Raw genomic sequence first — 19,688 nt, 5'->3', positions numbered from 1 at the left:
TAATCGCTTGGTCGCTGGTTCAAGTCCAGCAGGGGCCACCAAATTTTAGCTTTAGAATCATATAATTAAGCCACTCTCGCGAGTGGCTTTTTTGTTGCCTGAGCTTTTGATGGCGATGAAATGGCGGTAGACTTCTTACCGCCATTTTCTTTAAGGTATAAAAAACCCGCTCGCGGCGGGTTAGTTTAAAGGGGGTAACAGGCACTAGCCTTTAAGTGTGGATCGCGACACTTTAGGGGTAACTCCACCAGTGGTAACAATAAATCGCTCTACCGATTCCATCGTCACGAAAGTGCAACTGCAATTGATGTTTGTGCACTGATGATAACGTTCTTTGGTATTCTCGCTAAGGTATCGACTCGTACGGGCATGTGCCGCTTGCTTACACTCAGGACAATGAAACATAACTGGCTCCGCAATTCACTAAAAGTGAACTTATAATACCCAATAAATCACTAAATGGGTATTGTTTTATGCCTTCCCTTCTTCTGTGACATATTCAATATCTGAGGATTTCACTTGCAGCTCAAGCGTCGAAGTGAAACCGTTGCTATTAAGACGATGCACTACCCGGCTGATTACCCATGCTTGATTATCTATGACGTTCTTGAATCCTCTGACTGTAACAGGTATTTCAGGAAACAGATCTGCACGGCCAATTGCGAGCGTGATAGAAAACTCAGCTGCACCACGCTGTATTTCTTCCCATTTGGCCTGCGCCGCACGGATGGCCTGCGCTTTGCTAGCGAAAATGGTCGTTAACTCCAGAACATTTTCCGGTTCTCCAGCCATGTATTCACCGTTTCGTGCGCCCTGATTCCCGCTCGGCTTGCTCGCTGACGGTGTCATAGTGGCATCCGGATGTTGCCAGGAATGTAGATCCTGCTCTTTCGACACACGTTTGAGATTAACGTTTTGGTTTTGCTGACTCGGGTCTTTGGTTTGCAGCCATTTGGCTGTAACACCGCTATACGCCCCCCGATCGGCAATAGTAAATTGATGGCTGTCTCCATCGCCACGTTCTATGACCCTTTGCGGGAAGGGTTTATTACTTGCATTCATCGCACTCCCCTTTTTCAGGAAAAGGAGTTTTCCGGCCTTTACGGAGACAACCGCACCATTTCGCTCGGCCAGCCGCGACAAGAATACAGCATCAGACTCCTGTGTCTGATCGATATGGGGCACCTCAACAGGTACCAAACTCTCGGCTATCCTGGCTATGAGCTTATTCCGCTGAGCTATGGTGTCGACAATCGTCCCAAGCGTTGTATCATGCCAGGACTGCTCGCGACGCGAGTTGAGCGATCCTCGAAAATCAGCACTGCGTGCACGAATGGTGAGAACGTCTGGAGCACCTCGATACGCGATTTCGTCTACAATAAAACTCCCCTTTCCCAGCAATGCCGATCCCTGCCAGCCTAACCACAAACTCAAAGAAGCACCGCGCGGTGGTAACTCAACCAACCCGTCAGAATCATCAAGCTCTATATCAAGCTGGTCAGCTTCAAACCCATTATTATCAGTCATTGTCAGACTGATGAGCCGCTCTCTGAAAACCTCAGTAATATCATCCTTACCGAAAGCGAGCATAAAATCGGGAGCAATGCATGCACCTGCCTGGAGAGTCATTCCCGTTATCATCCCACCAGTCCTCCCGCCCAGCTACCCACTGATGACACCAGGGTTTCGGCTTGTGCTTTTAAATCGCCATACATAACAACCAGGGATTCATCGACTCTCTTTAAAGTCAGGTTAAACTCGATTTTTCTGGCAGCCCCATCACTGTAAAGATCCGTATGAGTATGTGTTACCTTTTCAACCACATACATGCCGTGAATCATTCCACTACCGTCGATCAGTGGCCATGCACGTCCCTCGTTGGCCATCAATTCGATCGCCAAAAGCGATAATTTACCGCCAGTAATTTCTGGGTAGAGCGTACCGGAGAGTATGCGTGTGGTTTCTCCCTCACCAAGAAATTGATACGCAGGTGACTTGCCGATGCGGTTATTTGATGCCCATCGATAATCTTTTGTATATTGCATCGACTGATACGGTAGCGTTCGGCGCTCAAACACAAATAAACCTAATACCATTAACACTGTCTAAATCTCCTCAGTCATGCGAAAAGCTTGAGCGCTGATATGAACGCTCTTGACGAGCGAGGTTATCAACGGCTTCTCTGAGCCGACGGTCTAAATCACTGTTCGGCAGAACATCACCTTGCAGAGTGATGCTGTACTCTCGCTTACTATTGTCGACAAAAGATCGCCCAGCGGGAGCAGATAGCGGCTGATAAAGCGGATAGCCGCTTAATGTGGATGTCGGTGGAATATAGGTTCCGTCAGGCGTCACGGCCGTGGTTTTCACCTTAGCCTCGGTATCTTCAAGTTGGCCGGACTCTTTTTTGATAATGCCGAGTTTGTCCAATAACCAGCTTGCTTTACTGCTCAGGCTGTTAAAGATATTAAGTGGCGCCATGAGCGCATTGGCCAGTGCCTGGCCAAACATTACCCCCACATTCTTACAGCGTTCGAGCGTTTCTTGTGTCGCCTTTACGGGTTCAAGCAGATCAGTGAACCACTGCCAGATGCTGCCGAGCTTCTCAACGAGAAAATCAAATGCCGGTGCAAGCGGGGAAAAAATTTCTGCCAGCGGAGCAAAAGCGGTACCAAGTCCCTCAATAACGCCGCCAAAGAATGCACTGAGTGGTTCCCAATATTTACGGATCAGCAGGGCTCCACCAACAATCGCCGCCACAACAGCTATAACTGGCCACGTGATGGCCCCAAGAGCTGAGGCGATAGCGCCGCCGGCTAGAGTAAATACTGTCCCCAACATGCTTGCTGCAGCAATAATGACATTCACCCCGGCAATCAAAGGCCATACGATTTGCCCGACACCACCCAGCACGCCGACCAGCGCCAGCGTACCCGTGGCAACGTTCAATAGGGTTTGGGTCAGTTCGGGATTTGTCTGAACCCAGCTTGCGGCCATGCCAACCCAGGTGTTTGCAGAAGCCGTCAGACGCCTTAGGGCAGACTCTTCTTGCGCAAAAACATCAATTTTCAGACCATCCAGGGTCGACCGTAGTTTGACTAAATCTCCATCGAGATTATCGGACTTGATACTGGCGATGCGCGAAGTACTCCCTTTCGCAGCGAGCATTTGCTGACGTTTGTTGTCAAGAGTTCCATCACCGGCAGCGGAAACCAGTGTTCCTGCCCCCTTCACAGCCTCTTCACCGAACAGGCTTTTCAGGTATTCGGCCTGCTGCGCCACATCAAGTTTGTTTGTCTCAAAGGCGTGATAAATATCTTTAAATACCTTCTCGACCGGAAGCTTATTTCCGTTACCGTCGTGTGTGCTGACCCCCAGGGAATTGAGGGCAACAGGCGCCTGGCCTGTCATCGCATCCAGACGGCTCAAAATGGTGTTGATATTACTCCCGGCGCTGGCACCTTTAATATTGTGGTCTGCCAGGATGCCGAGCATCGCCGTTGTGTCTTCAAGACTTTCACCAGCCATTTCCGCACCTGGTGCAACGTTTTTCATCGCCGCAACCAAATCATCTAGACTCGTGCTCGATGAGTGGAGGCTTTGTGTCAAGACATCAGAAATGCGTTCGATCTCTGTTATCGGCAACTTAAAAGCCGATTGCACCGTAGAAAGTGCGCCAACAGCATCGCTGGCTGCAAGACCATTAGCTTGCCTCATTGTCACTGTCGGGTCGGTTGCCATGAGAACGTCATTCGCATTGTAACCTGAGCTTGCGAGCACACCCTGTGTTTGAGCTACGTCGACTTGAGAGAGATATCCTTTAGAACCAATATCTTTAGCCTGCTGGCGAAGCGCAGCCATCGTTTCATCATTCTTATCAATACCGAGAGTCGACTGCGTATCCGACATCTGTTTGGTGAAAGCGACGCCCGGCGCAAAAAATTGAGACAAACCATGGAATCCAGCACTCGCCGTATTTATTCCCGCCGCCCCCGCATCACGTATGCCGAAGGCAAGCGTTTTACCGGACTCGTAGCGGCGCTTTATTGTATCGACTCTTTCCTGCTGCTGATTGACGCGGGAAAGAGCGTCACGCTGCATATTTAGCTGTTGCGTGGTCTGTCTAATCGTGACTTTCACACGCTGTGCATCAGCAGAGAGTGTACGTGTGTTAATGCCCGACTGAGAAAGCTCGGAACGCTGGCGCTGTAAGGACTGGCGCATACCGTTGTATTTACTCTGCAGCTCAGCTGCAGATTTTTTTGCAACATCCAGCGCCTGCGACTGTGCCAGCGTGGGTGCTTCGATATTCTTAAACTGAATGGCCAGTGCTGCCGCCTCCTGCTTCGCTTTTGCAAGAGACCGCCCGGTTAGAGAAAGCTGAGCGCTGGCTTTCCTGAACCCATCAATACGGGCTGCCTGCACGTTGAGATCGCGCAGAGATTGCTCAGAATCACGGATGTCAGCCGCAAGGGATTTGCTGGCAGTCCGGATAGCATTGAGCGGTCGGCTTGCGCGTCCAACGGCATTAAGCAGCGCCTCAAGTTTCACGTTATTGCTCATAGTGGTTTCCGCTTCGCTGTAGCGCCTTGTCGCGCCAGGTTATGAGTTCGGCCACGTCCAGAGGATACAGCTCGGATGGCGGCCAGTGAAAAATCACAGCAATATCCGCCATCAGGTCATCTACCGACAATTGGTCGGGGAAATTCAGCGAGCCGAAGCAGGTGATAAAAAACCAACCACCTTACCGGCAAGTGCAATGAGATCTGCGGCATCCAGTCGAGCAATCTCATGTTCGTTCAGTGCCGGGTAGGTCATTCGAGGTAAAACCTTAATTAAGGCGTCAACATCACAGTTTGCCAGTGCAGCCAATGACACTCCGCGGAGTGTCCCCGCGTTGGGCCTGGATACAGTAACCTGCTCAATTTTTTGCTCACCGCGCATCAGTGGATTGTCGAAGGTCACAACGTTTGAATTTCCGGTATCGATAATATTTTCCATTTGTCACTCCCTCAAAAATAGAAGAGACCGGCCTGCCTGAGCGGCCGGTCAACAACATTACAGGCCAATCGCCTTACGGTGTTCGGCCAGACGGTCTACACCGTCGACCTTCAGCACCATGTTGACGATGTCAATTTCAATGACTTCTTTTCCGTCAATTGTCAGCTGGTAATAAGCACAATCAGTTGTCATTTTCGTTGTACCGCTTTCGCCCTGCTTGTTCTCACCGCAGTCGTACTCTTTATGACGACCTCGCATCACCACCTCGACGGCGGAAATTGCACCGGTGTCATCGCGCTGATAGGAGCCAGTAAAACGCAGCGGTACGCTGTCTGCACCAGGGGATGCATACTGCGCCCATAGTGCGACATCCGGCAGACCACCGAGCGTCCATTCAAGGGACAGCGCATCATCATCAAGACCCATATCAATGGATACCGAACCCGGCATCCCGCCGCCGCGGTATTTCTCCAGCTTGCGGGTCAGCTTCGGTAAAGTGACGGATTCAACGACGCCCATGTAGCTCAGGCCATCGTTAAACATGTTCAAATATTTTAATTTACGTGGTAACGCCATGCTGTTAGCTCCTTAGCCGTTGACCGAATCTGACAGATTCGCCAGATAGGTATCAGTGATGCGCTGGCGCAGGGTCAGGTTTTCCAGCGGTGGGACGGGGGTATAGTCGTAATCGATATACAGTTTGCCCGCTTTAAGCGTCGCAACATCGTTGGACTCAGGGTCGTACCAGCAGGAGCCATCGACGATATAACCATTACTTTTCAGCTCACGGAACTTGGCGTTAATGCCCGCCACGATGTCGCGAATAAGGGTCGGGGTAATCGGTTTATCCATCGCCCACGCATGTGCTTCCGCCATGGTGTCGGCCAGTACCTGCGCGGTACGGGTGTAGTTTTCAAACAGGAAAAGAGGATCATCCGCACATGTGCGGTTACCCCAGAATTTGAAACCGTCATTGCGAATCAGCGTGGTCACACCAGCCTGATTAAGCAGGTTGGCGTCGGTCGCCGGTTCCTGCAAATCCCAGGAGACTGAGGCGCTAACACCGGTGACGCCATTCACACCGACGTTTGAAAGGGTTTTATGCCAGCCGGTTGTCTGGTCGATTTTGGCACGCAGACCCAGCGCGCGCGCCGTCGCCCATGCGGTATCTGTTGCGTTTGTCGTAGTGTCCCACGCCAGAAAATCGGGGAAGATCACCATCAGCTCACGCTGGCTGAAATTCTTGCGATAGTCGATGGCCTCGGAAATGGTTTTACAGTCCCACGCACTGACATAGCCAAAGGCGCGCAGGCTCTGACAGGTAGCGGCAAGCGCAGTCGCTACTTCCTTCGAATCCAGCCCCGGCACGCCAAGAATGCGCGGCTTAACGCCGGTGACAGTCTGCGCCGTCAACAGCGCTTTAAGACCGGTGTATTTGCCGTTTTCGTCCGTGGTACCAATGATGTTGGAAATCGTTTGTTTCTGAGCCGCGTCGGGGGCCTCAGGGTCTTCGACACCTTCGGCCACACGTACAACCACAATGACCGGTTTGCACTGGTCAGCGATCGCCTGTAGTGAAGATGATAGTGTTCCCTGTTTGCCGGCTTTACTAATAGCGCTTTGCACATTAGTAATCAGCACAGGTTCATTAAGAGGGAAAGCCGTCTCGTCAGCATCGCTGGCGGTACAGACCATGCCGATGATGGCTGTTGAGACAGTGGAAATGGTGCGCACGCCGTCATTAATCTCGATGACCTGCACGCCGTGATGATAGTCGCTCATCCGTTAAACCTCGTGGTGAAGTGGAGCAACTATTTTCTGTTGCTCGCGAGACTAGTGCGATGAAATCGCGTTGACGTGGGGATGGCACAACCAACAAAAAGCCCTCCGAGTGGAGGGCTTCGTTTATGCAGGCAGTTCAGGCCACTGTATATCCGGCGCGGTACTGATATCCAGCCGGTTTAACATGACCCGGTAAAGCCGCCAGCGCTTAAGCGCCGCACGCTCATCATCGGTGGCAATCTCGAGTTCTTCCGCGTCCTGCAGTGGCAGAGCGTGTTTATTAGCTTCACTCATCAATGATGCGCGAAGCATTTCTGCCTGGCTAATTAATTCAGCCTCAGTCGGTTCTGGCCTGTTTATCAGCACCGGCTGACCATAGTCATCAGGTGTAATTTCTTTCCCATTACCCTGATTATTAATCAAATAGTTATACCAACCCTCTGACACCTCGACACCATCAGCAGGCCAGCATCCCGCCAGTAAATACGCCGCTTTCAAGCCATCAGGGTAAAATCCGTTAGAAGTCGCACTATAAAATATCGTCATATCACTTACCCATCGCTATAAATCCGACCGTGTTTTTTGCCGCAGCTTTCACCACAAATCCGGTAGTGCTGACACTTGACGCCCCCACGTCGCCGTATGCCCCACTGTTGACTGTGAGCGCAAGCGAGGGCACCAGACTGAACGCAACAGGGAAAGTGAACCCCTGCCCGTCACTGGTCACCGCTACTTTTCCGTACTGAATCAACATGCCGGTGTTCGTATCGCGAAACCATCCATTAGCCGCCAGTGAAGCAGTGTTGATTTTCTGAAAACGCGCATCGGATTCTGCTTTGGTGTAAGCCTGCCCCGCCGGGGTATAACTCCCTTTCGCCTGATATTTATTATCGGTTTCCGCCTTAGTGTATGCCCCGACGTTGGCGGCAGGGATGGCGATGTCAGCCGTACCGTCAAACGCCACACCCGCAATTTTGCGCGCGTTAAGCAGTCGGGTTGCAGAGACAGCATTGCCATTACTCGCGAGCGCACCAATTTCGGCAGGCGTCGGCTTGTTCGCAACGTCATATTGTTTTGTCCACGCCGTCCACACACCGCCATAGATGGTGCGGATATAGCTGCGGGAATTGTTATAAACACGGTAAATCTGAGTAAAACCAGCGTGCTTATATACTTCCAGTGACCCGGCAACCGCTTCGGGATAGTTTTTCCCTGCTGAAGCCTGCGCGTTAGCTGCCTGAAAATAGAGGCCCGGCGTAGTGTAGGCGTTTAAATCAGCGGCATTACCAATCGCCACAGCCTGACCGTTAAAAATATCCTGCGCGGTCACACTGATGTCATCCGTCAGTGGCCTGCCATTCACTTTGCGGCCAGAGGGTACACGCCCGTTAGCGTTATCATTTGCCGCTTTCACCGCTTTCGGCGTGGCAGCAAAGGCCTCAGATGTGCTATCGGTTACGCTGGTTAGCTGGACAATGCCCTTTCTCGCCGTGGTCGCATCCTGAGCCGTATACTTCGCATTGGCGAAGTCATAAACCGCCTTAACCGCTTTCGGTGTCGCTGCAAGCGTCTCAGACACACTGTCAGTAGCGCTACTGAGCTGGACAATCCCCTTCTGCGCCGTGGACGCATCCTGAGCCGTATACTTCGCGCTGGCGAAGTCATAGACTGCTTTAACCGCTTTCGGTGTCGCTGCGAGCGCCTCAGACGCGCTGTCGGTCGCACTGCTTAACTGCGTGAAGCCCTTTTCTTTCAGCGTGGCGTCAGGATGGCGGCGTGACTGCTCATGCTCCGCGAGCTTATCGTCGACATAATCCTGCGTCGCCATCACAAGCGTGGTATCGATGGACAGCTCGACCGTCTCGATATCGCTTACCATGATTACCATGCGCAGCGTCTGCGCGCGCCCTGACCCTTCAGCCAGCTCGGGCTTGTAGCTTTCTGCCATATTGCCGACCGCAATCAGCGTGCCGGTGTCATCGTAAAGCCCCATTTCGCGCAGCCAAAAACCGCCGGTCTCAGGTGGAATCACCAGCTCCGCGACGACATAGTTTTTGTGCTTTTTATCCTGGCTGATTTTATTCAGCGCATGACGCCAGACTTCATTGACCAGTTTTGTCTGGCTGGCGTTCGGCTCGGGCAGTTTGCCGCCGCCATCCCCGACGGCCATCGCCACGAAATTGACTTTCTTCCCGTTCGGGACGCTCGCCGCCGCCAGCTTTTCAGCACCGGCTTTGGTGATAACGGTTTTATATTTTACTGTCATTGTGCTCTCACTTATCCGGGGTAAACCGTGGTGATATCGCCGTCATAGGTCAGGGCGCCGTAATACAGATGCCCCGGAATATCCTGAATAATATTCAGACCAATAAGATGACGGCTGGCTGGTTTTGCATCGGCAATCAGCCTTTCCATTTCGTAATACATTTCCTCGGTGATGCCGGTCTCTAACACACCGATATCGAGGCGGAATGTGCCGGGCGGATCGTTGGTTTCCCACCACTCCGTCACGTTAATCAGATACCCGAGCGGCTCGACCACACGGCGCACCGCACCAATCGTCCCTTTGTGCGCATGGATAAACCACGCCGCGCGGATCACCTCGCGTTTGGTCTCTTCCGGCCAACTCTCATCCCAACGGTCGACCGAAAACGCCCAGGCAAGCCACGGCAGCAGATTTGCCGGGCAGGTATCGGGACTCCAGAGACGGCGCAGGGGGATCGGCGTATTTTCGATATCGGCACAGGCTCGCGCCGCCGCCACCTCAAGCGGCGAGGAGCCGACCGGCAACAGGCGGGCGTCACTCATCATTGCCCCCGATGGTTACGCTATATTCACTACACCAGGAAGCCTGTGTACTATCGAGTACGATGTCAGCCAATGGTGCGGCCAGCTCAACACGCTGCACCCCCTCAACGTGAAGGGCGGCATAAATAGCCGATTTACGGATATCACGCCCGAGACGGTGCTGGGCGCTGATATAACTCTTAAGCTTCGCCTTTGCTGCACTGAGCACCGGCTCGCTTTCAGGGCCTGGATAAAGAAATAGTGAGGCGTCGACTTTATAGTCAATAATATTTGCCGATTGCACTGTGACGCGATCGGCGACCGGCCTTACGTCCTCATCATTGAGAGCATTTCGGATGACGGCGAGCAGTTCTTCTGAGGCCACGCCATTATTTTCGCGAGACAATACCGAAATGGTCACGTTCGCAGGCTCGGGGCTAATCACAGAAATATCCGCAACCCTGCCGTCAGCACTGCGGCCATGAAACTGATATGCGCCGGTTGAGCCAGCCACACTCATTCCCTCAAAGGCTTGCTGGATACGCAGGCGATAATCGGTATCAGCTTCCATTACCGCAGGCGTGGGCGGTAGCGAGGACTCATCCCCTGGGGTGATCACAAGACGTGTGACGTTATAATTTGCACCAATATTATCGAGATCATTCCCGGCGGCGTAGGCCAACATGACCGCACGCGCCGCTTCATTAACATGCTGACGCCAGATGACTTCCCGGTAAGCATTTTCCTGCAACAGCTTCACAATGGGTTCAGATTCAAGCGTCAGAGTACGTGCAATAGCCTCCTGCTGATCTTCAGGATACAGGGAGATGAGGGTCGCCTTTCGTTCTGCAAGAAGGATTTCATAATTCAGCTCTTCCACGACATCGGGGGCGGCGAGCTGGCTTAGATCTACAATAGCCATAACGTTTAACTCAGTGGAATGGTAAGGGAAAAAGGCTGGCCTGAAGTCGAGCGTGCGCCAGTAATATCGACAAACAGCGCTCCGTCATCGCTAGGGTGTTCAAAGATGATGGTCGAAAGACTCACACGAGGTTCCCACTTCTGAATCGCGGAGTAGCACGCAGCCATAATCTGCAGGCGCAACGCCGGGGTCTGCGGCTGGTCAATCAATGCTGACAACAAGGATCCGTACTCACGTCGCATGACGCGTGAGCCAACCGGCGTGACCAGAATGTCGCGCACGCTTTGCCTGATATGGTCGCCTCAGAAATACTGAGTCCGGTTTGGCTGTTCATTCCAAGATAGCGCACTGTCATTTGGTCTCCTTCGTCCAGCTCCCGCCGCTCTGCACATTGCCGTGTGCATGGTCATCCACCTGCACGCCATTGGAGGTAAACTTCCCGCCGGTGTGCTCGATGTCTCCTCTCATCGTCCCGCCCTTCTGCACTTCGAGTGAGCCGGTAATCAGCTTGTTGGTACAGACCACCTCGGGTGTATCGAGGGTGATGCGGGTTTCAGCTTTAACCAGCACAACAGGGACGCTGGCCGTGATGGACTCGCTAGCCGTGATGTTGGCGGTTGTGATCCCGGAGACAGTAAGCGCCCCATTTTCTGGTTCGTACTCAATCATTGCCCCATCAGGAAACGAGACGTGAAATGCATCAGGAGAAGCAGAGGGGGCAGGATGGTCATCCGAGAAAATACCCGGTAGCACAAAGGCGGTGTCGAGCTCGCCGCCAATGGCAAGAACCAGCACCTGCTCGCCAACGGAAGGCGCCCACCACACCCGCGCGCGGCCAGCACGACAGGTCAGCCAATTGAGCCACGTAGTTTTCATCCCTCCGGTCTGGACTCGACAGAGTCCCTCCTGAAGAGAGACATCTGTTACAACGCCGATGCGGATAAGATTACGGACTGCGCGAGCGATACCGTGGATTGAAGTTAGCGTATTCATGAGGAGAGAATGCCGAGGGTTCAGAGCAGCAGCAATGAGGCTAAGTTTTCTGCTGGATGAAACAACAATTTGCGACCGCAGGGCATGATAATTTACATGCGTAAAACAACACCCTGAGCGCTAAACACGCTATCGCCGAGAACAGACAATCCTCTAAATATAAATTCAGGCCATTAAGCTCATTTCAGAACCCATACGGTATCGTTTTTAATCAGGCTTCTATCACCGGCAATTTACTCACTCCACTGGCTGACGAGTTCCCCATTAATGTACAACTCTTTAGGTCGAGTAACAGGTGCAGGTAACGGTGGTTCAGGAGAATAACTGGCGCGTAATGTGCCATTTTCCTCTGTGACAAGAATCCGCTCGGTCAATTGCAGACTGAAGCTAATATCTTTACTTTCATCATCATTCATGACTATCTGAAAGAGATAGCCATTTTTACGCCCTTCATCCAGCGTGAAAATATCAGGTTGATTTTCCCGAAGCCAAGCTAACAGCGGCACGAAAAGTTGATTGGATTCGCCGACAAAATTTTTAACAAGACCTTTCAGGGTATATTTCTTTTCAAATGATAATGAGACGGAGAGACGTGCATCAATATTTCCGTTCTCAACAGAGAAGCGCAACATTTCTGGGTGAGCACTTAGCTGTGGAATAGCGTCAATTAATGCCTGACGTAAGCTATTTGGTTTATTCATTACTTTTACCCTGACACTCTTTGATGGTTTCGATTTGCAGCGCGCAGGTAATCAATGCCTGCTCAAGCCTGCGTATATCTGCACTTAGATCGCCATTAGTCATCGGTTCGCTGCCTGGCATTGGGCATGAGCTCACTCTCGGGCAGGTGTTGTAGACAGCGTGCAGCGGAGGCACAGCCGGTGCGGGTGTGCAAGCGGCGCACCACATCAGGCAGACGGTCACGGTACCAACGGCGTAAAGTTTCATTTTCATTCATCAACCTTGTAATAGTCTCCTCACGCTTTGCCCGCTGCTCACTCAACATTGAAAGTTCGTCACGCAGCCTGACCTGCGCGTTTTCATTATCTCGGGCTACTCGCAGTGAGACAGAGAGTTGATTTTTCAGGTTTGCAATAATGTTTTTTTGCTCGCCAGCAACTTGATTTACTTTTTCGAATGATCGAGAAAGGTTCTGATTTTCGCGGCTCAACCACAGTACTGAGGCAAGCAGCCCGGCCAGTATAAGTAGCAGGACTTTCATGGAATCCCTTTGATGCAATATGCTTTTTCCCGTATACGTCGATTCTCAAGACCAGTATTCCTGATACCTTTCACATATACCCAGCGCGGAAACTGATCGCAGGCCTGTTGCCACTGCTGGCGCTGAACAAATGACATCAGCGTCGACCGGCATGCGGCTCCCGCGCCAACGTTAAAGGCAAAACTCACCAACGAGTCATATATACGAGGGGGTATTTCGGCTGACACACACGCAGAAAGTCTCTTCTCGACATTGCGCACATCAGCAACAAGATTTACAGCCGCTTCGCGTTCACTGATATCTTCTTTTGGCACAACGCCAGCCGTATGGCCAATACCTGATGTCCACACACCCGCACTGCACTGATAAGGTCTCAGCCGACAGCCCTCAAGATCGGCAATCAGCGCTAATCCCTCAGGAGACGTTTTCAGCAAATGAAAGTCTGGCAGCAGGGCTGCGAACATCAGCACGCTGGCTACACTGCAGCGCTTAATGATTGAATTCACGAATCGCCTTCTCATCAAACCCGAGTGAGGTCAGATAACGGTATGTTTTGCGCTTAAACCAGTAATTCGTCAGCGCCGTAAAAATGGCACACATCCCCCCCACGTAGAGTGCTACTTTTTCAGGTGACATTGCCCCAAAATAGGCGAGGCAAACGGCTAACCAATAAGCAACAAACGTGGTGATTTTTTCCAGGCTTAGTCCCATAGATGCACAGCCTCAGCTTTTGCTGCGCTATCAACCTCAGGAATTTCAATCGCCTTGCCGTGTGGCACAATAACGCCTGAAGCAGCAAGACCGGGATTTGCTTCTAACACTGTTTCAACGACGCCCTCTGTACGCCCGTAATAACGCGCACAAATAGCATCAAGCGTGTCCCCCTGCATTGCGTAGACCTTCATCAAATGCTCCCAACAAATGGATTTTCGGATCTAAGATAGTTTCCAGAGCAGGTGTTAAATCGGCTACTGCTTACAGACGTGCAATCACACGCACAACATTCCTTTATCGCTGGAAGCCCTCATATAAATGACAAAATACATAATGCCCGCCACTGATGAGACAATGAGCAGCGTAAATAAAATCAGGTGAACGTAGAGCTACAGAAACGGAACGCTACAACTCTGGAGTGGAAAAATAAGGTTGGGGGCGTGCTAACATATACTGCATTAACTATGTTCGTATCAGCAGCCCCTGTTTAGGGATATAACCTTTGATGGGCTGAGTATTAATAGCTATCGCCAGCTCTCATCTTCCCAGACTTCCTGAAGAATATTGTCCAGGGCTTCACGATCGGACTCTTTATCAAAGCCCCTCAATTCTACACCTGTCACAGAACCCTTTTTAACGGTGACATGCGTTGATGGGAACAAAGAATGAATTCGTCGGGTCAGCTCATATTGAAAGGCATCAACCATCGTCTGTCCTATTTTTTGTTCTTGGTCTAAGGCGATATTGACTTTCACGTAGCCTCCCCTCTTTTTTAATCTTTCTGGTGCAGGCGTTGCTGAAAAGACAACTGTAAAGGCATTGCCTTTCATCAAGTTCCCTCTCGCAATCTCAGCGATTAAATTCAGGGCAATTTCACGATCTCTTTCCTGGCAAGTTCCTTCAGCTGTCAGACGGGCAATCATCTCGACTCGCTCAATCATAACTTGCTCGTTTAACTCTCTGTCCACACAACCTCCACCATGAGTAACTGTATATACATACAGTAGCACGTATTACTAAAAGCTGGGAAGAAAAAAATCAGAGGTAGTATATGTATCTTCATGATATCGATGGATATTAATGGGATGCGCGCAACCTTCAACGGCTAAAAACACTTCGAATTTCACTTAATTCGGGTTCACACTCAGCCCTCAGACGAAGCGTTCACTGGCGTTGAAAGGCTTTTCAAGTCGTCTGGCCAACGCGCTTGATCAACCTGTATCTCACGCCCGCAATAAATATCAATATCCTGCTCTGGCAGCCTGAGTTGAGCCTTCAATAGCCGCCTTTTACGTAGACCTAAGGGCTTTGATAAAGCGAATACCGGAGGATCGCTTTCACTCTCCGTACAGTTAATGACAGAACTCCAAGAGGGCGCAGGAGCGCCCTTAACGTCAACGGCCAAATCAACGGCCCGCTTCGGCACAATTTTCCATTGTGTGAGCCGGGTTAAAATTGGAGTACCTGCACCGACGGCGGAATCGTACACGCCACGAATACAAACGATTTCCTCGCCATACTGGTTAAATTCGGTGCGAGGCTCATACAGCGTGCGCACTTGCAAATCATCGCGACGGACAAACGGCCCACCCTGCGCATTAACGTAACCGGCCCAGTCACCGGCGTCGGCGGTATCGTGGACGGCGGCAAACTCAACGCTCAGGCCGTGCGCGGTCTCGGTATCCGCGAGACGACGCAACTCACGGTAGACCGTCACTGGCGCACCGCCGATAAATTGAAACTGACGGATGTGCCAGCGCGCCGCCCATGCCGAAACGGAAGCGGCAGTCTCTTTCAGCAGCTCACCGCTTTCGTCATCGGTTTCACCCTCAAGAGCATAACCGTCGATATTTTTGGAAATGTATTTAGCGATATAGCCGGTCGCGCTGCCCTTTGCCGGATCAATGACCTCAGCATGAAAGCGTGCCTTTTTAGCTTTATCACTTCTCAGTTCCTGGCAGTCTTCCTCCCACGCATAATCGCGAATGATGAGGCGCACGCGCTCTGCATCTTCTGGCAGCATGAACATAAGCATGTGCCAGTGTGGCGTACCATCATGATGAGGCTCAGCAACACGGATACCGAAAATACGGATGTCTTCCCGGTGCAGCCTGGCGCGAATACGCGCCCACAGGCCGGTGAGATAGCTCTGCGTGTCCGACGGGCTGGCTCCGTTCCATTTGCTGTTACGGTAGCCCGCTTTTGTAGTTGCGTGATATTTAGACGGCGCGGTCAGGGTGTAAAACTCCCCAACATAACCAAGCTCATTGCAGATATTTTCAAACCCACGGATGCGGGTCATTAGCTCGCAGCGGCGTATCGCAGGATTAGCGACCGAACCGTCGTATTTTTCAATCAGGCTGATGCGGTTGCCGTCTTCGTCTTCAAGATCCAGCCCCTTAAGAAATTCACGCGTGCGGCGCTTCTGCTCGCGCCAGTCGGTCACGCAGTTTTTACTCGCGTAGGCGTGCCGTTTTTTGCTGACATTGCCAACGGCAATTTGCAGGTGTTCGCGCCATGCAGCCGCAATACGGCGCAAACGACCACGCCACCACACTTCACTGAACATGCGCATTACTGCCGGTGCAATGACATCCTCCCCGACATATTTCTTTGTGACTTTCTCCCACTGCGGCGGAGTAATGTTGAATTGCAGGGATATAAAACCGGCACGCATGTACCAGGTGTACAGCGTTTTAAGCTCGCTAACCCCAATGTCGTCAATGTTAGCCAGTTCAGCGCGAATGAAATTAGCAATATCAGCGGACAGCAGGTCAATATCGGCGCGCGACATGTCCGGGAGGCGGTTATATCTGGCGACCATATTGACCATGCGTGATGCCAGATATTGCATAATCTGGGTATCAAAATGACCACCAAAAACAGCGGCTGATACATTGCGATTAATACCCGTACACTCATATTTTTTTGCGACCCGCTCAACGCGTGGCAATGCCTTTTTGCAAAAGCTGATTAAAAAAGCGTTGGCTCGTTGGCTGCCCTTATTTTTTTCCAGCAGCGCAGCAGTGCGGTAAATATCAAAACGCACGCACTCCGGCTGGAGAGAAAGCGCCTTTCTCGCATGCAGCAAAGCCGCGAACATACGGTCGCGGCGATACTGTTGCTCATAGGTCAGATATGGGCTGGCTATTGCAGGTCGCGCTGCGTTCCATGGGTAAGCGAGCTGAATAGCCAAGTCATCCAACCCGATAATTTCTGTTTTTTAGCTCTGTGATTTCCTGGCAGGTCACACAATATGCCACCCCAGGGATGGCAATGCGACGAGCCTCTGGGATTGGGCTGTCACAGGCTTCGCAAATGAGACGAGAAGGCGCAGTAATTCGGCTACGAGCGCTGTTGATGTAACGCTCACGCTCTTCCAGCTCGCGTTGCTGTGCGAGATCCATTGCGTCAGCCATTAGTGTTGCACCTGAGATTCGTACTCAAGATGTTCAGCCTCGCCACGCAGCAACTCCGCAGCTTCGGTACTATTCAATCCCTGGTAACTAATATGGAGGGCCATTGCTTCAAGGCGTTTAGAAAAAACCAAAGCGTGCGCTTTACGCTCTTCATTTTTAACGTCAGACATCAATACCGCCAAACTATCGGGATCTGTTTCAATTTTATTGATTTCGTTATTTCGCATTATGTAATCTCCTGAATTTAGGCAAAGGGATACCCGGTGGGTTTACACCAGTACATTTTTTTTGAGTTAATTCGGCATGGTTAGCCGTTTGGGAAATAAACTCACTACTGCACGGAAATGATTCATTGCAGTAATAAGCGATTTTTTCTCATCATACGTCAGCGAATTGAATTGCAGCTCATGACGAGCCACAGGGAGTTTTGCGAGATAAAAAATAGCTGCCAGCGCGCGAATATTATCTTCATATAAGGGGTCGTGCTTCTCACGCATTTTCTCGATAAAACATTCCAGTTCTTTACTGTTGCAACCCCAATATTTTGCACGCAGTTCTGCCACATAATTGAGACCCGCCAAACGCTCACTCGTCTTGAGTGGAACGGTTGCTGAATCAGCTTCAATAGCCATACTTTCTCTCCTTATGAAAGGGGGTTCCACTCTCGGTACACCCTGTAGCTTCAGGAATATGAAACGCACAGTAAAAAGAAATGAATCAATCAGCTATCGAACTTACTCAGATGGCGTCATGCACCGATGATGAGCTGAAAACGGGAGTGCCCTAAAGCTTTACGCAATTGCTCTTCTTTCCAGCGAGCGTAATAGATGCGTATCGGGCCACCGGCTTTCTTACAACCCTTGCGTATTGTGCGAGGTTCAATAGGTACACAAGGGTTGTCACCGGTTGTCCAGCGATAAGCGGTGCGTTCAGATACCCCCTCAAGCACTGCGAACTGTTGCAGAGTAACGATTGGAGCAGGCACTTTGATGATTGCGATTTCAGAAGCCATGTTGCATGATTCCCATTTGGATAATGTTTGCAATCAATGGTCTCTGTTTGCCAACCTCAGCCATTGATTTTCCTGAATTAGCAACAATACTAATACCCATTTGAGCATTAGTAAACACCCAAAGGAGTATATATTGATCCTTGATTCTCAAGTGAACAATGATGAGTTACTGGACCGCATCTGCCAGGTATATGGATTTAATCAAAAAATCCAGCTCGCCAGGCACTTCAACATTGCGGCCAGTTCCCTTCAAAATCGCTACTCTCGTGGCACAATTTCGTACGATTTCGCCGTACAATGCGTTCTTGAAACGGGGGCAAGCTTGCGATGGTTACTTACCGGGGAAGGTTTGCAATATGATGGAAAGCCCGCCGCAACGGATCCCAAAGAGATCGCATCATTCACTTTAAGTGATGGTGAACTCGTTAAAAATTCCACTTTAAGTATTGATGCTAATTTTTTTAGTAAAGCGCTCAAAGACGGTATCGCTGTTCGCACCGAAGGCAAACTGCACTTTATTGAACAAGATGCGGCTCTGACTGACGGTCTCTGGCTAATTGATATTGAAGGAACCATCAATATCCGCGATTTGACTTTGCTTCCAGGTAAGAAGCTTCATGTTGCGGGTGGAAATGTGCCTTTTGAATGCGAAGCCCGCGAGATAAAAACGCTTGGTCGTGTGGTGGGTATATACAGCGAGATTAAGTAATGACTGTCCGTAAAAACCCTGCTGGAGGCTGGATTTGCGAGCTTTATCCGAATGGGGCAAAAGGCAAACGTATAAGAAAAAAATTCGCCACCAAAGGCGAGGCACTCGCCTTCGAACAGTACACCGTACAAAATCCCTGGCAGGAAGAGAAAGAAGACAGACGCACGCTAAAAGAGTTGGTTGATGCGTGGTATAGCGCACACGGCATAACTCTCAAAGATGGACTAAAACGTCAGTTAGCAATGCACCACGCCTTTGAGTGTATGGGTGAACCGCGCGCGCGCGATTTCGATGCGCAGATGTTTTCCCGCTACCGGGAAAAGCGGTTGAAAGGTGAATATGCCCGTTCAAACAGAGTGAAAGAGGTGTCGCCTCGCACCCTTAATCTTGAACTGGCCTACTTTCGCGCGGTGTTCAATGAGTTAAACCGCCTCGGAGAATGGCAGGGTGAAAATCCGCTGAAAAATATGCGCCCTTTCCGCACGGAAGAGATAGAGATGGCCTGGCTAACTCACGACCAGATAGCGCTTCTGCTCGGTGAGTGTCAACGCCATGACCACCCTGACTTACAAACCGTGGTCAGAATCTGTCTTGCCACAGGCGCTCGGTGGTCAGAGGCTGAGAGTTTAAAACAAAGCCAGCTTGCGAAATACAAAATCACATACACCAACACGAAAGGCAGAAAAAACCGCACTGTCCCCATCAGCAAAGAGCTTTACAACTCCCTGCCCGATGAAAGAAAAGGTCGGTTGTTTAGTGAATGCTATGGCGCGTTCCGGTCTGCTTTAGAAAGAACAGGCATCGAACTACCGGCAGGTCAACTTACCCATGTTTTGCGCCACACCTTCGCCAGCCATTTTATGATGAATGGTGGAAATATTCTGGTCTTGCAGCGTGTCCTCGGCCATACCGACATCAAAATGACAATGCGATATGCGCACTTTGCTCCAGACCATTTAGAGGATGCCGTTAAGCTCAACCCTTTGGCGGTGAGTGGCGATAAAGTGGCGGTCGAAATGGCGAATAATGGGTAAACCTTGGCAAACAATGGCAATGTATGTCAATGATAATTAAAGTAAACCATTGTTTTTCGGTTGTTGCTGTAGGAACTCATAATCGCTTGGTCG

The 19,688-nt window shown here is 50.8% G+C and carries 26 protein-coding genes and 2 pseudogenes; 2 read left to right on the top strand and 26 right to left on the bottom strand.

Features of this window, described 5'->3' with window-relative positions:
* Positions 1 to 204: 204 nt before the first annotated feature.
* The 26 genes and pseudogenes from ETG88_RS18500 to ETG88_RS18380 form a co-directional block, all read right to left on the bottom strand.
* Positions 205 to 405 carry an ogr/Delta-like zinc finger family protein gene (locus tag ETG88_RS18500; RefSeq protein ID WP_107702815.1) on the bottom strand — a complete coding sequence of 67 codons (201 nt, stop codon included), beginning with the start codon at positions 403 to 405 and terminating at the stop codon, positions 205 to 207.
* A 66-nt stretch (positions 406 to 471) separates the two neighbouring features.
* Complete coding sequence (locus tag ETG88_RS18495; protein WP_129036072.1) at positions 472 to 1,641, bottom strand: phage late control D family protein; 1,170 nt, start codon at positions 1,639 to 1,641, stop codon at positions 472 to 474.
* Positions 1,638 to 2,102 (bottom strand): phage tail protein, encoded by a 465-nt coding sequence (locus ETG88_RS18490; RefSeq protein ID WP_129036071.1) that lies wholly within the window; start codon positions 2,100 to 2,102, stop codon positions 1,638 to 1,640. The genes ETG88_RS18495 and ETG88_RS18490 overlap by 4 nt, the downstream gene beginning before the upstream one ends.
* Before the next feature lie 13 nt (positions 2,103 to 2,115).
* Positions 2,116 to 4,563 carry a phage tail tape measure protein gene (locus tag ETG88_RS18485; RefSeq protein ID WP_129036070.1) on the bottom strand — a complete coding sequence of 816 codons (2,448 nt, stop codon included), beginning with the start codon at positions 4,561 to 4,563 and terminating at the stop codon, positions 2,116 to 2,118.
* Positions 4,553 to 4,675, bottom strand: coding sequence for a GpE family phage tail protein (locus tag ETG88_RS18480; RefSeq protein WP_102104805.1), 123 nt, complete (start codon positions 4,673 to 4,675; stop codon positions 4,553 to 4,555). Before ETG88_RS18480 ends, ETG88_RS18485 begins: the two co-directional genes overlap by 11 nt.
* Before the next feature lie 32 nt (positions 4,676 to 4,707).
* Complete coding sequence (locus tag ETG88_RS18475) at positions 4,708 to 5,001, bottom strand: phage tail assembly protein (protein WP_102104806.1); 294 nt, start codon at positions 4,999 to 5,001, stop codon at positions 4,708 to 4,710.
* Positions 5,002 to 5,058: 57 nt separating this feature from the next.
* Complete coding sequence (locus ETG88_RS18470; RefSeq protein WP_102104807.1) at positions 5,059 to 5,577, bottom strand: phage major tail tube protein; 519 nt, start codon at positions 5,575 to 5,577, stop codon at positions 5,059 to 5,061.
* 12 nt (positions 5,578 to 5,589) lie between these two features.
* Positions 5,590 to 6,783 carry a phage tail sheath protein gene (locus tag ETG88_RS18465; RefSeq protein ID WP_129036069.1) on the bottom strand — a complete coding sequence of 398 codons (1,194 nt, stop codon included), beginning with the start codon at positions 6,781 to 6,783 and terminating at the stop codon, positions 5,590 to 5,592.
* Between the two features lie 123 nt (positions 6,784 to 6,906).
* Positions 6,907 to 7,329, bottom strand: coding sequence for a tail fiber assembly protein (locus tag ETG88_RS18460; RefSeq protein ID WP_129036068.1), 423 nt, complete (start codon positions 7,327 to 7,329; stop codon positions 6,907 to 6,909).
* A gap of 1 nt (position 7,330) precedes the next feature.
* Positions 7,331 to 9,049 (bottom strand): phage tail-collar fiber domain-containing protein, encoded by a 1,719-nt coding sequence (locus ETG88_RS18455; protein WP_129036067.1) that lies wholly within the window; start codon positions 9,047 to 9,049, stop codon positions 7,331 to 7,333.
* A gap of 11 nt (positions 9,050 to 9,060) precedes the next feature.
* Positions 9,061 to 9,591 (bottom strand): phage tail protein I, encoded by a 531-nt coding sequence (locus ETG88_RS18450; RefSeq protein ID WP_129036066.1) that lies wholly within the window; start codon positions 9,589 to 9,591, stop codon positions 9,061 to 9,063.
* Entirely contained in the window at positions 9,584 to 10,492 is a 909-nt protein-coding gene (locus tag ETG88_RS18445) for a baseplate assembly protein (RefSeq protein WP_102104812.1), read from the bottom strand. The genes ETG88_RS18450 and ETG88_RS18445 overlap by 8 nt, the downstream gene beginning before the upstream one ends.
* A gap of 5 nt (positions 10,493 to 10,497) precedes the next feature.
* Positions 10,498 to 10,847, bottom strand: a pseudogene (locus tag ETG88_RS18440) (GPW/gp25 family protein).
* Positions 10,844 to 11,485 (bottom strand): phage baseplate assembly protein V, encoded by a 642-nt coding sequence (locus ETG88_RS18435; protein WP_129036065.1) that lies wholly within the window; start codon positions 11,483 to 11,485, stop codon positions 10,844 to 10,846. The pseudogene ETG88_RS18440 and the gene ETG88_RS18435 overlap by 4 nt, the downstream one beginning before the upstream one ends.
* Positions 11,486 to 11,718: 233 nt before the next feature.
* Positions 11,719 to 12,186: a phage tail protein gene (locus tag ETG88_RS18430; protein WP_129036064.1), complete on the bottom strand. Its 468-nt coding sequence runs from the start codon at positions 12,184 to 12,186 to the stop codon at positions 11,719 to 11,721.
* Positions 12,179 to 12,439 (bottom strand): Rz1-like lysis system protein LysC, encoded by a 261-nt coding sequence (lysC, locus tag ETG88_RS22385; protein ID WP_213015991.1) that lies wholly within the window; start codon positions 12,437 to 12,439, stop codon positions 12,179 to 12,181. Before lysC ends, ETG88_RS18430 begins: the two co-directional genes overlap by 8 nt.
* Positions 12,363 to 12,707 (bottom strand): annotated as a pseudogene (gene lysB, locus ETG88_RS22480) (Rz-like lysis system protein LysB); the annotation flags it as partial. The gene lysC and the pseudogene lysB, both read right to left, overlap by 77 nt.
* Positions 12,704 to 13,213: a lysozyme gene (locus tag ETG88_RS18420; RefSeq protein ID WP_107702803.1), complete on the bottom strand. Its 510-nt coding sequence runs from the start codon at positions 13,211 to 13,213 to the stop codon at positions 12,704 to 12,706. The pseudogene lysB and the gene ETG88_RS18420, both read right to left, overlap by 4 nt.
* A complete protein-coding gene (locus ETG88_RS18415; protein ID WP_102104818.1) occupies positions 13,197 to 13,418 on the bottom strand; it encodes a phage holin family protein in 222 nt (73 codons plus the stop codon). Before ETG88_RS18415 ends, ETG88_RS18420 begins: the two co-directional genes overlap by 17 nt.
* Positions 13,409 to 13,612: a tail protein X gene (locus ETG88_RS18410; protein ID WP_129036062.1), complete on the bottom strand. Its 204-nt coding sequence runs from the start codon at positions 13,610 to 13,612 to the stop codon at positions 13,409 to 13,411. Before ETG88_RS18410 ends, ETG88_RS18415 begins: the two co-directional genes overlap by 10 nt.
* Before the next feature lie 333 nt (positions 13,613 to 13,945).
* A complete protein-coding gene (locus ETG88_RS18405; protein ID WP_107702802.1) occupies positions 13,946 to 14,389 on the bottom strand; it encodes a DinI-like family protein in 444 nt (147 codons plus the stop codon).
* A gap of 176 nt (positions 14,390 to 14,565) precedes the next feature.
* A complete protein-coding gene (locus tag ETG88_RS18400; protein ID WP_233446078.1) occupies positions 14,566 to 16,617 on the bottom strand; it encodes a replication endonuclease in 2,052 nt (683 codons plus the stop codon).
* A gap of 1 nt (position 16,618) precedes the next feature.
* Positions 16,619 to 16,840, bottom strand: coding sequence for a TraR/DksA family transcriptional regulator (locus ETG88_RS18395; RefSeq protein ID WP_102104821.1), 222 nt, complete (start codon positions 16,838 to 16,840; stop codon positions 16,619 to 16,621).
* Entirely contained in the window at positions 16,840 to 17,067 is a 228-nt protein-coding gene (locus ETG88_RS18390; RefSeq protein WP_129036061.1) for a DUF2732 family protein, read from the bottom strand. Before ETG88_RS18390 ends, ETG88_RS18395 begins: the two co-directional genes overlap by 1 nt.
* A 66-nt stretch (positions 17,068 to 17,133) precedes the next feature.
* Positions 17,134 to 17,472 (bottom strand): DUF5347 domain-containing protein, encoded by a 339-nt coding sequence (locus tag ETG88_RS18385; RefSeq protein WP_102104823.1) that lies wholly within the window; start codon positions 17,470 to 17,472, stop codon positions 17,134 to 17,136.
* Between the two features lie 116 nt (positions 17,473 to 17,588).
* Positions 17,589 to 17,852 carry a hypothetical protein gene (locus tag ETG88_RS18380; protein ID WP_102104824.1) on the bottom strand — a complete coding sequence of 88 codons (264 nt, stop codon included), beginning with the start codon at positions 17,850 to 17,852 and terminating at the stop codon, positions 17,589 to 17,591.
* A 133-nt stretch (positions 17,853 to 17,985) separates the two neighbouring features.
* Between ETG88_RS18380 and ETG88_RS18375 the strand changes: the two genes are divergently transcribed.
* Positions 17,986 to 18,561, top strand: coding sequence for a phage repressor protein CI (locus ETG88_RS18375; protein ID WP_129036060.1), 576 nt, complete (start codon positions 17,986 to 17,988; stop codon positions 18,559 to 18,561).
* Positions 18,561 to 19,595, top strand: coding sequence for a phage integrase (locus tag ETG88_RS18370; RefSeq protein WP_129036059.1), 1,035 nt, complete (start codon positions 18,561 to 18,563; stop codon positions 19,593 to 19,595). Before ETG88_RS18375 ends, ETG88_RS18370 begins: the two co-directional genes overlap by 1 nt.
* Positions 19,596 to 19,688 lie beyond the last annotated feature (93 nt).

This window comes from Lelliottia nimipressuralis, from assembly GCF_004115925.1.
GTDB classification, from domain to species: domain Bacteria; phylum Pseudomonadota; class Gammaproteobacteria; order Enterobacterales; family Enterobacteriaceae; genus Enterobacter; species Enterobacter nimipressuralis.
Note: the sequence above shows the minus strand (reverse complement) of the source record. Positions and strands in the feature narration are given on the sequence as shown.

Bases quoted from the DNA above. Each gene is read 5' to 3' on its own strand.
- ETG88_RS18500 (WP_107702815.1), bottom strand. From the start codon at position 405: ATGTTTCATTGTCCTGAGTGTAAGCAAGCGGCACATGCCCGTACGAGT.
- ETG88_RS18495 (WP_129036072.1), bottom strand. From the start codon at position 1,641: ATGATAACGGGAATGACTCTCCAGGCAGGTGCATGCATTGCTCCCGAT.
- ETG88_RS18485 (WP_129036070.1), bottom strand. From the start codon at position 4,563: ATGAGCAATAACGTGAAACTTGAGGCGCTGCTTAATGCCGTTGGACGC.
- ETG88_RS18480 (WP_102104805.1), bottom strand. From the start codon at position 4,675: ATGGCGGATATTGCTGTGATTTTTCACTGGCCGCCATCCGAGCTGTAT.
- ETG88_RS18475 (WP_102104806.1), bottom strand. From the start codon at position 5,001: ATGGAAAATATTATCGATACCGGAAATTCAAACGTTGTGACCTTCGAC.
- ETG88_RS18470 (WP_102104807.1), bottom strand. From the start codon at position 5,577: ATGGCGTTACCACGTAAATTAAAATATTTGAACATGTTTAACGATGGC.
- ETG88_RS18465 (WP_129036069.1), bottom strand. From the start codon at position 6,783: ATGAGCGACTATCATCACGGCGTGCAGGTCATCGAGATTAATGACGGC.
- ETG88_RS18460 (WP_129036068.1), bottom strand. From the start codon at position 7,329: ATGACGATATTTTATAGTGCGACTTCTAACGGATTTTACCCTGATGGC.
- ETG88_RS18455 (WP_129036067.1), bottom strand. From the start codon at position 9,049: ATGACAGTAAAATATAAAACCGTTATCACCAAAGCCGGTGCTGAAAAG.
- ETG88_RS18450 (WP_129036066.1), bottom strand. From the start codon at position 9,591: ATGAGTGACGCCCGCCTGTTGCCGGTCGGCTCCTCGCCGCTTGAGGTG.
- ETG88_RS18445 (WP_102104812.1), bottom strand. From the start codon at position 10,492: ATGGCTATTGTAGATCTAAGCCAGCTCGCCGCCCCCGATGTCGTGGAA.
- ETG88_RS18435 (WP_129036065.1), bottom strand. From the start codon at position 11,485: ATGAATACGCTAACTTCAATCCACGGTATCGCTCGCGCAGTCCGTAAT.
- ETG88_RS18430 (WP_129036064.1), bottom strand. From the start codon at position 12,186: ATGAATAAACCAAATAGCTTACGTCAGGCATTAATTGACGCTATTCCA.
- lysC (WP_213015991.1), bottom strand. From the start codon at position 12,439: ATGAAAATGAAACTTTACGCCGTTGGTACCGTGACCGTCTGCCTGATG.
- ETG88_RS18415 (WP_102104818.1), bottom strand. From the start codon at position 13,418: ATGGGACTAAGCCTGGAAAAAATCACCACGTTTGTTGCTTATTGGTTA.
- ETG88_RS18410 (WP_129036062.1), bottom strand. From the start codon at position 13,612: ATGAAGGTCTACGCAATGCAGGGGGACACGCTTGATGCTATTTGTGCG.
- ETG88_RS18395 (WP_102104821.1), bottom strand. From the start codon at position 16,840: ATGGCTGACGCAATGGATCTCGCACAGCAACGCGAGCTGGAAGAGCGT.
- ETG88_RS18390 (WP_129036061.1), bottom strand. From the start codon at position 17,067: ATGCGAAATAACGAAATCAATAAAATTGAAACAGATCCCGATAGTTTG.
- ETG88_RS18385 (WP_102104823.1), bottom strand. From the start codon at position 17,472: ATGGCTATTGAAGCTGATTCAGCAACCGTTCCACTCAAGACGAGTGAG.
- ETG88_RS18380 (WP_102104824.1), bottom strand. From the start codon at position 17,852: ATGGCTTCTGAAATCGCAATCATCAAAGTGCCTGCTCCAATCGTTACT.
- ETG88_RS18370 (WP_129036059.1), top strand. From the start codon at position 18,561: ATGACTGTCCGTAAAAACCCTGCTGGAGGCTGGATTTGCGAGCTTTAT.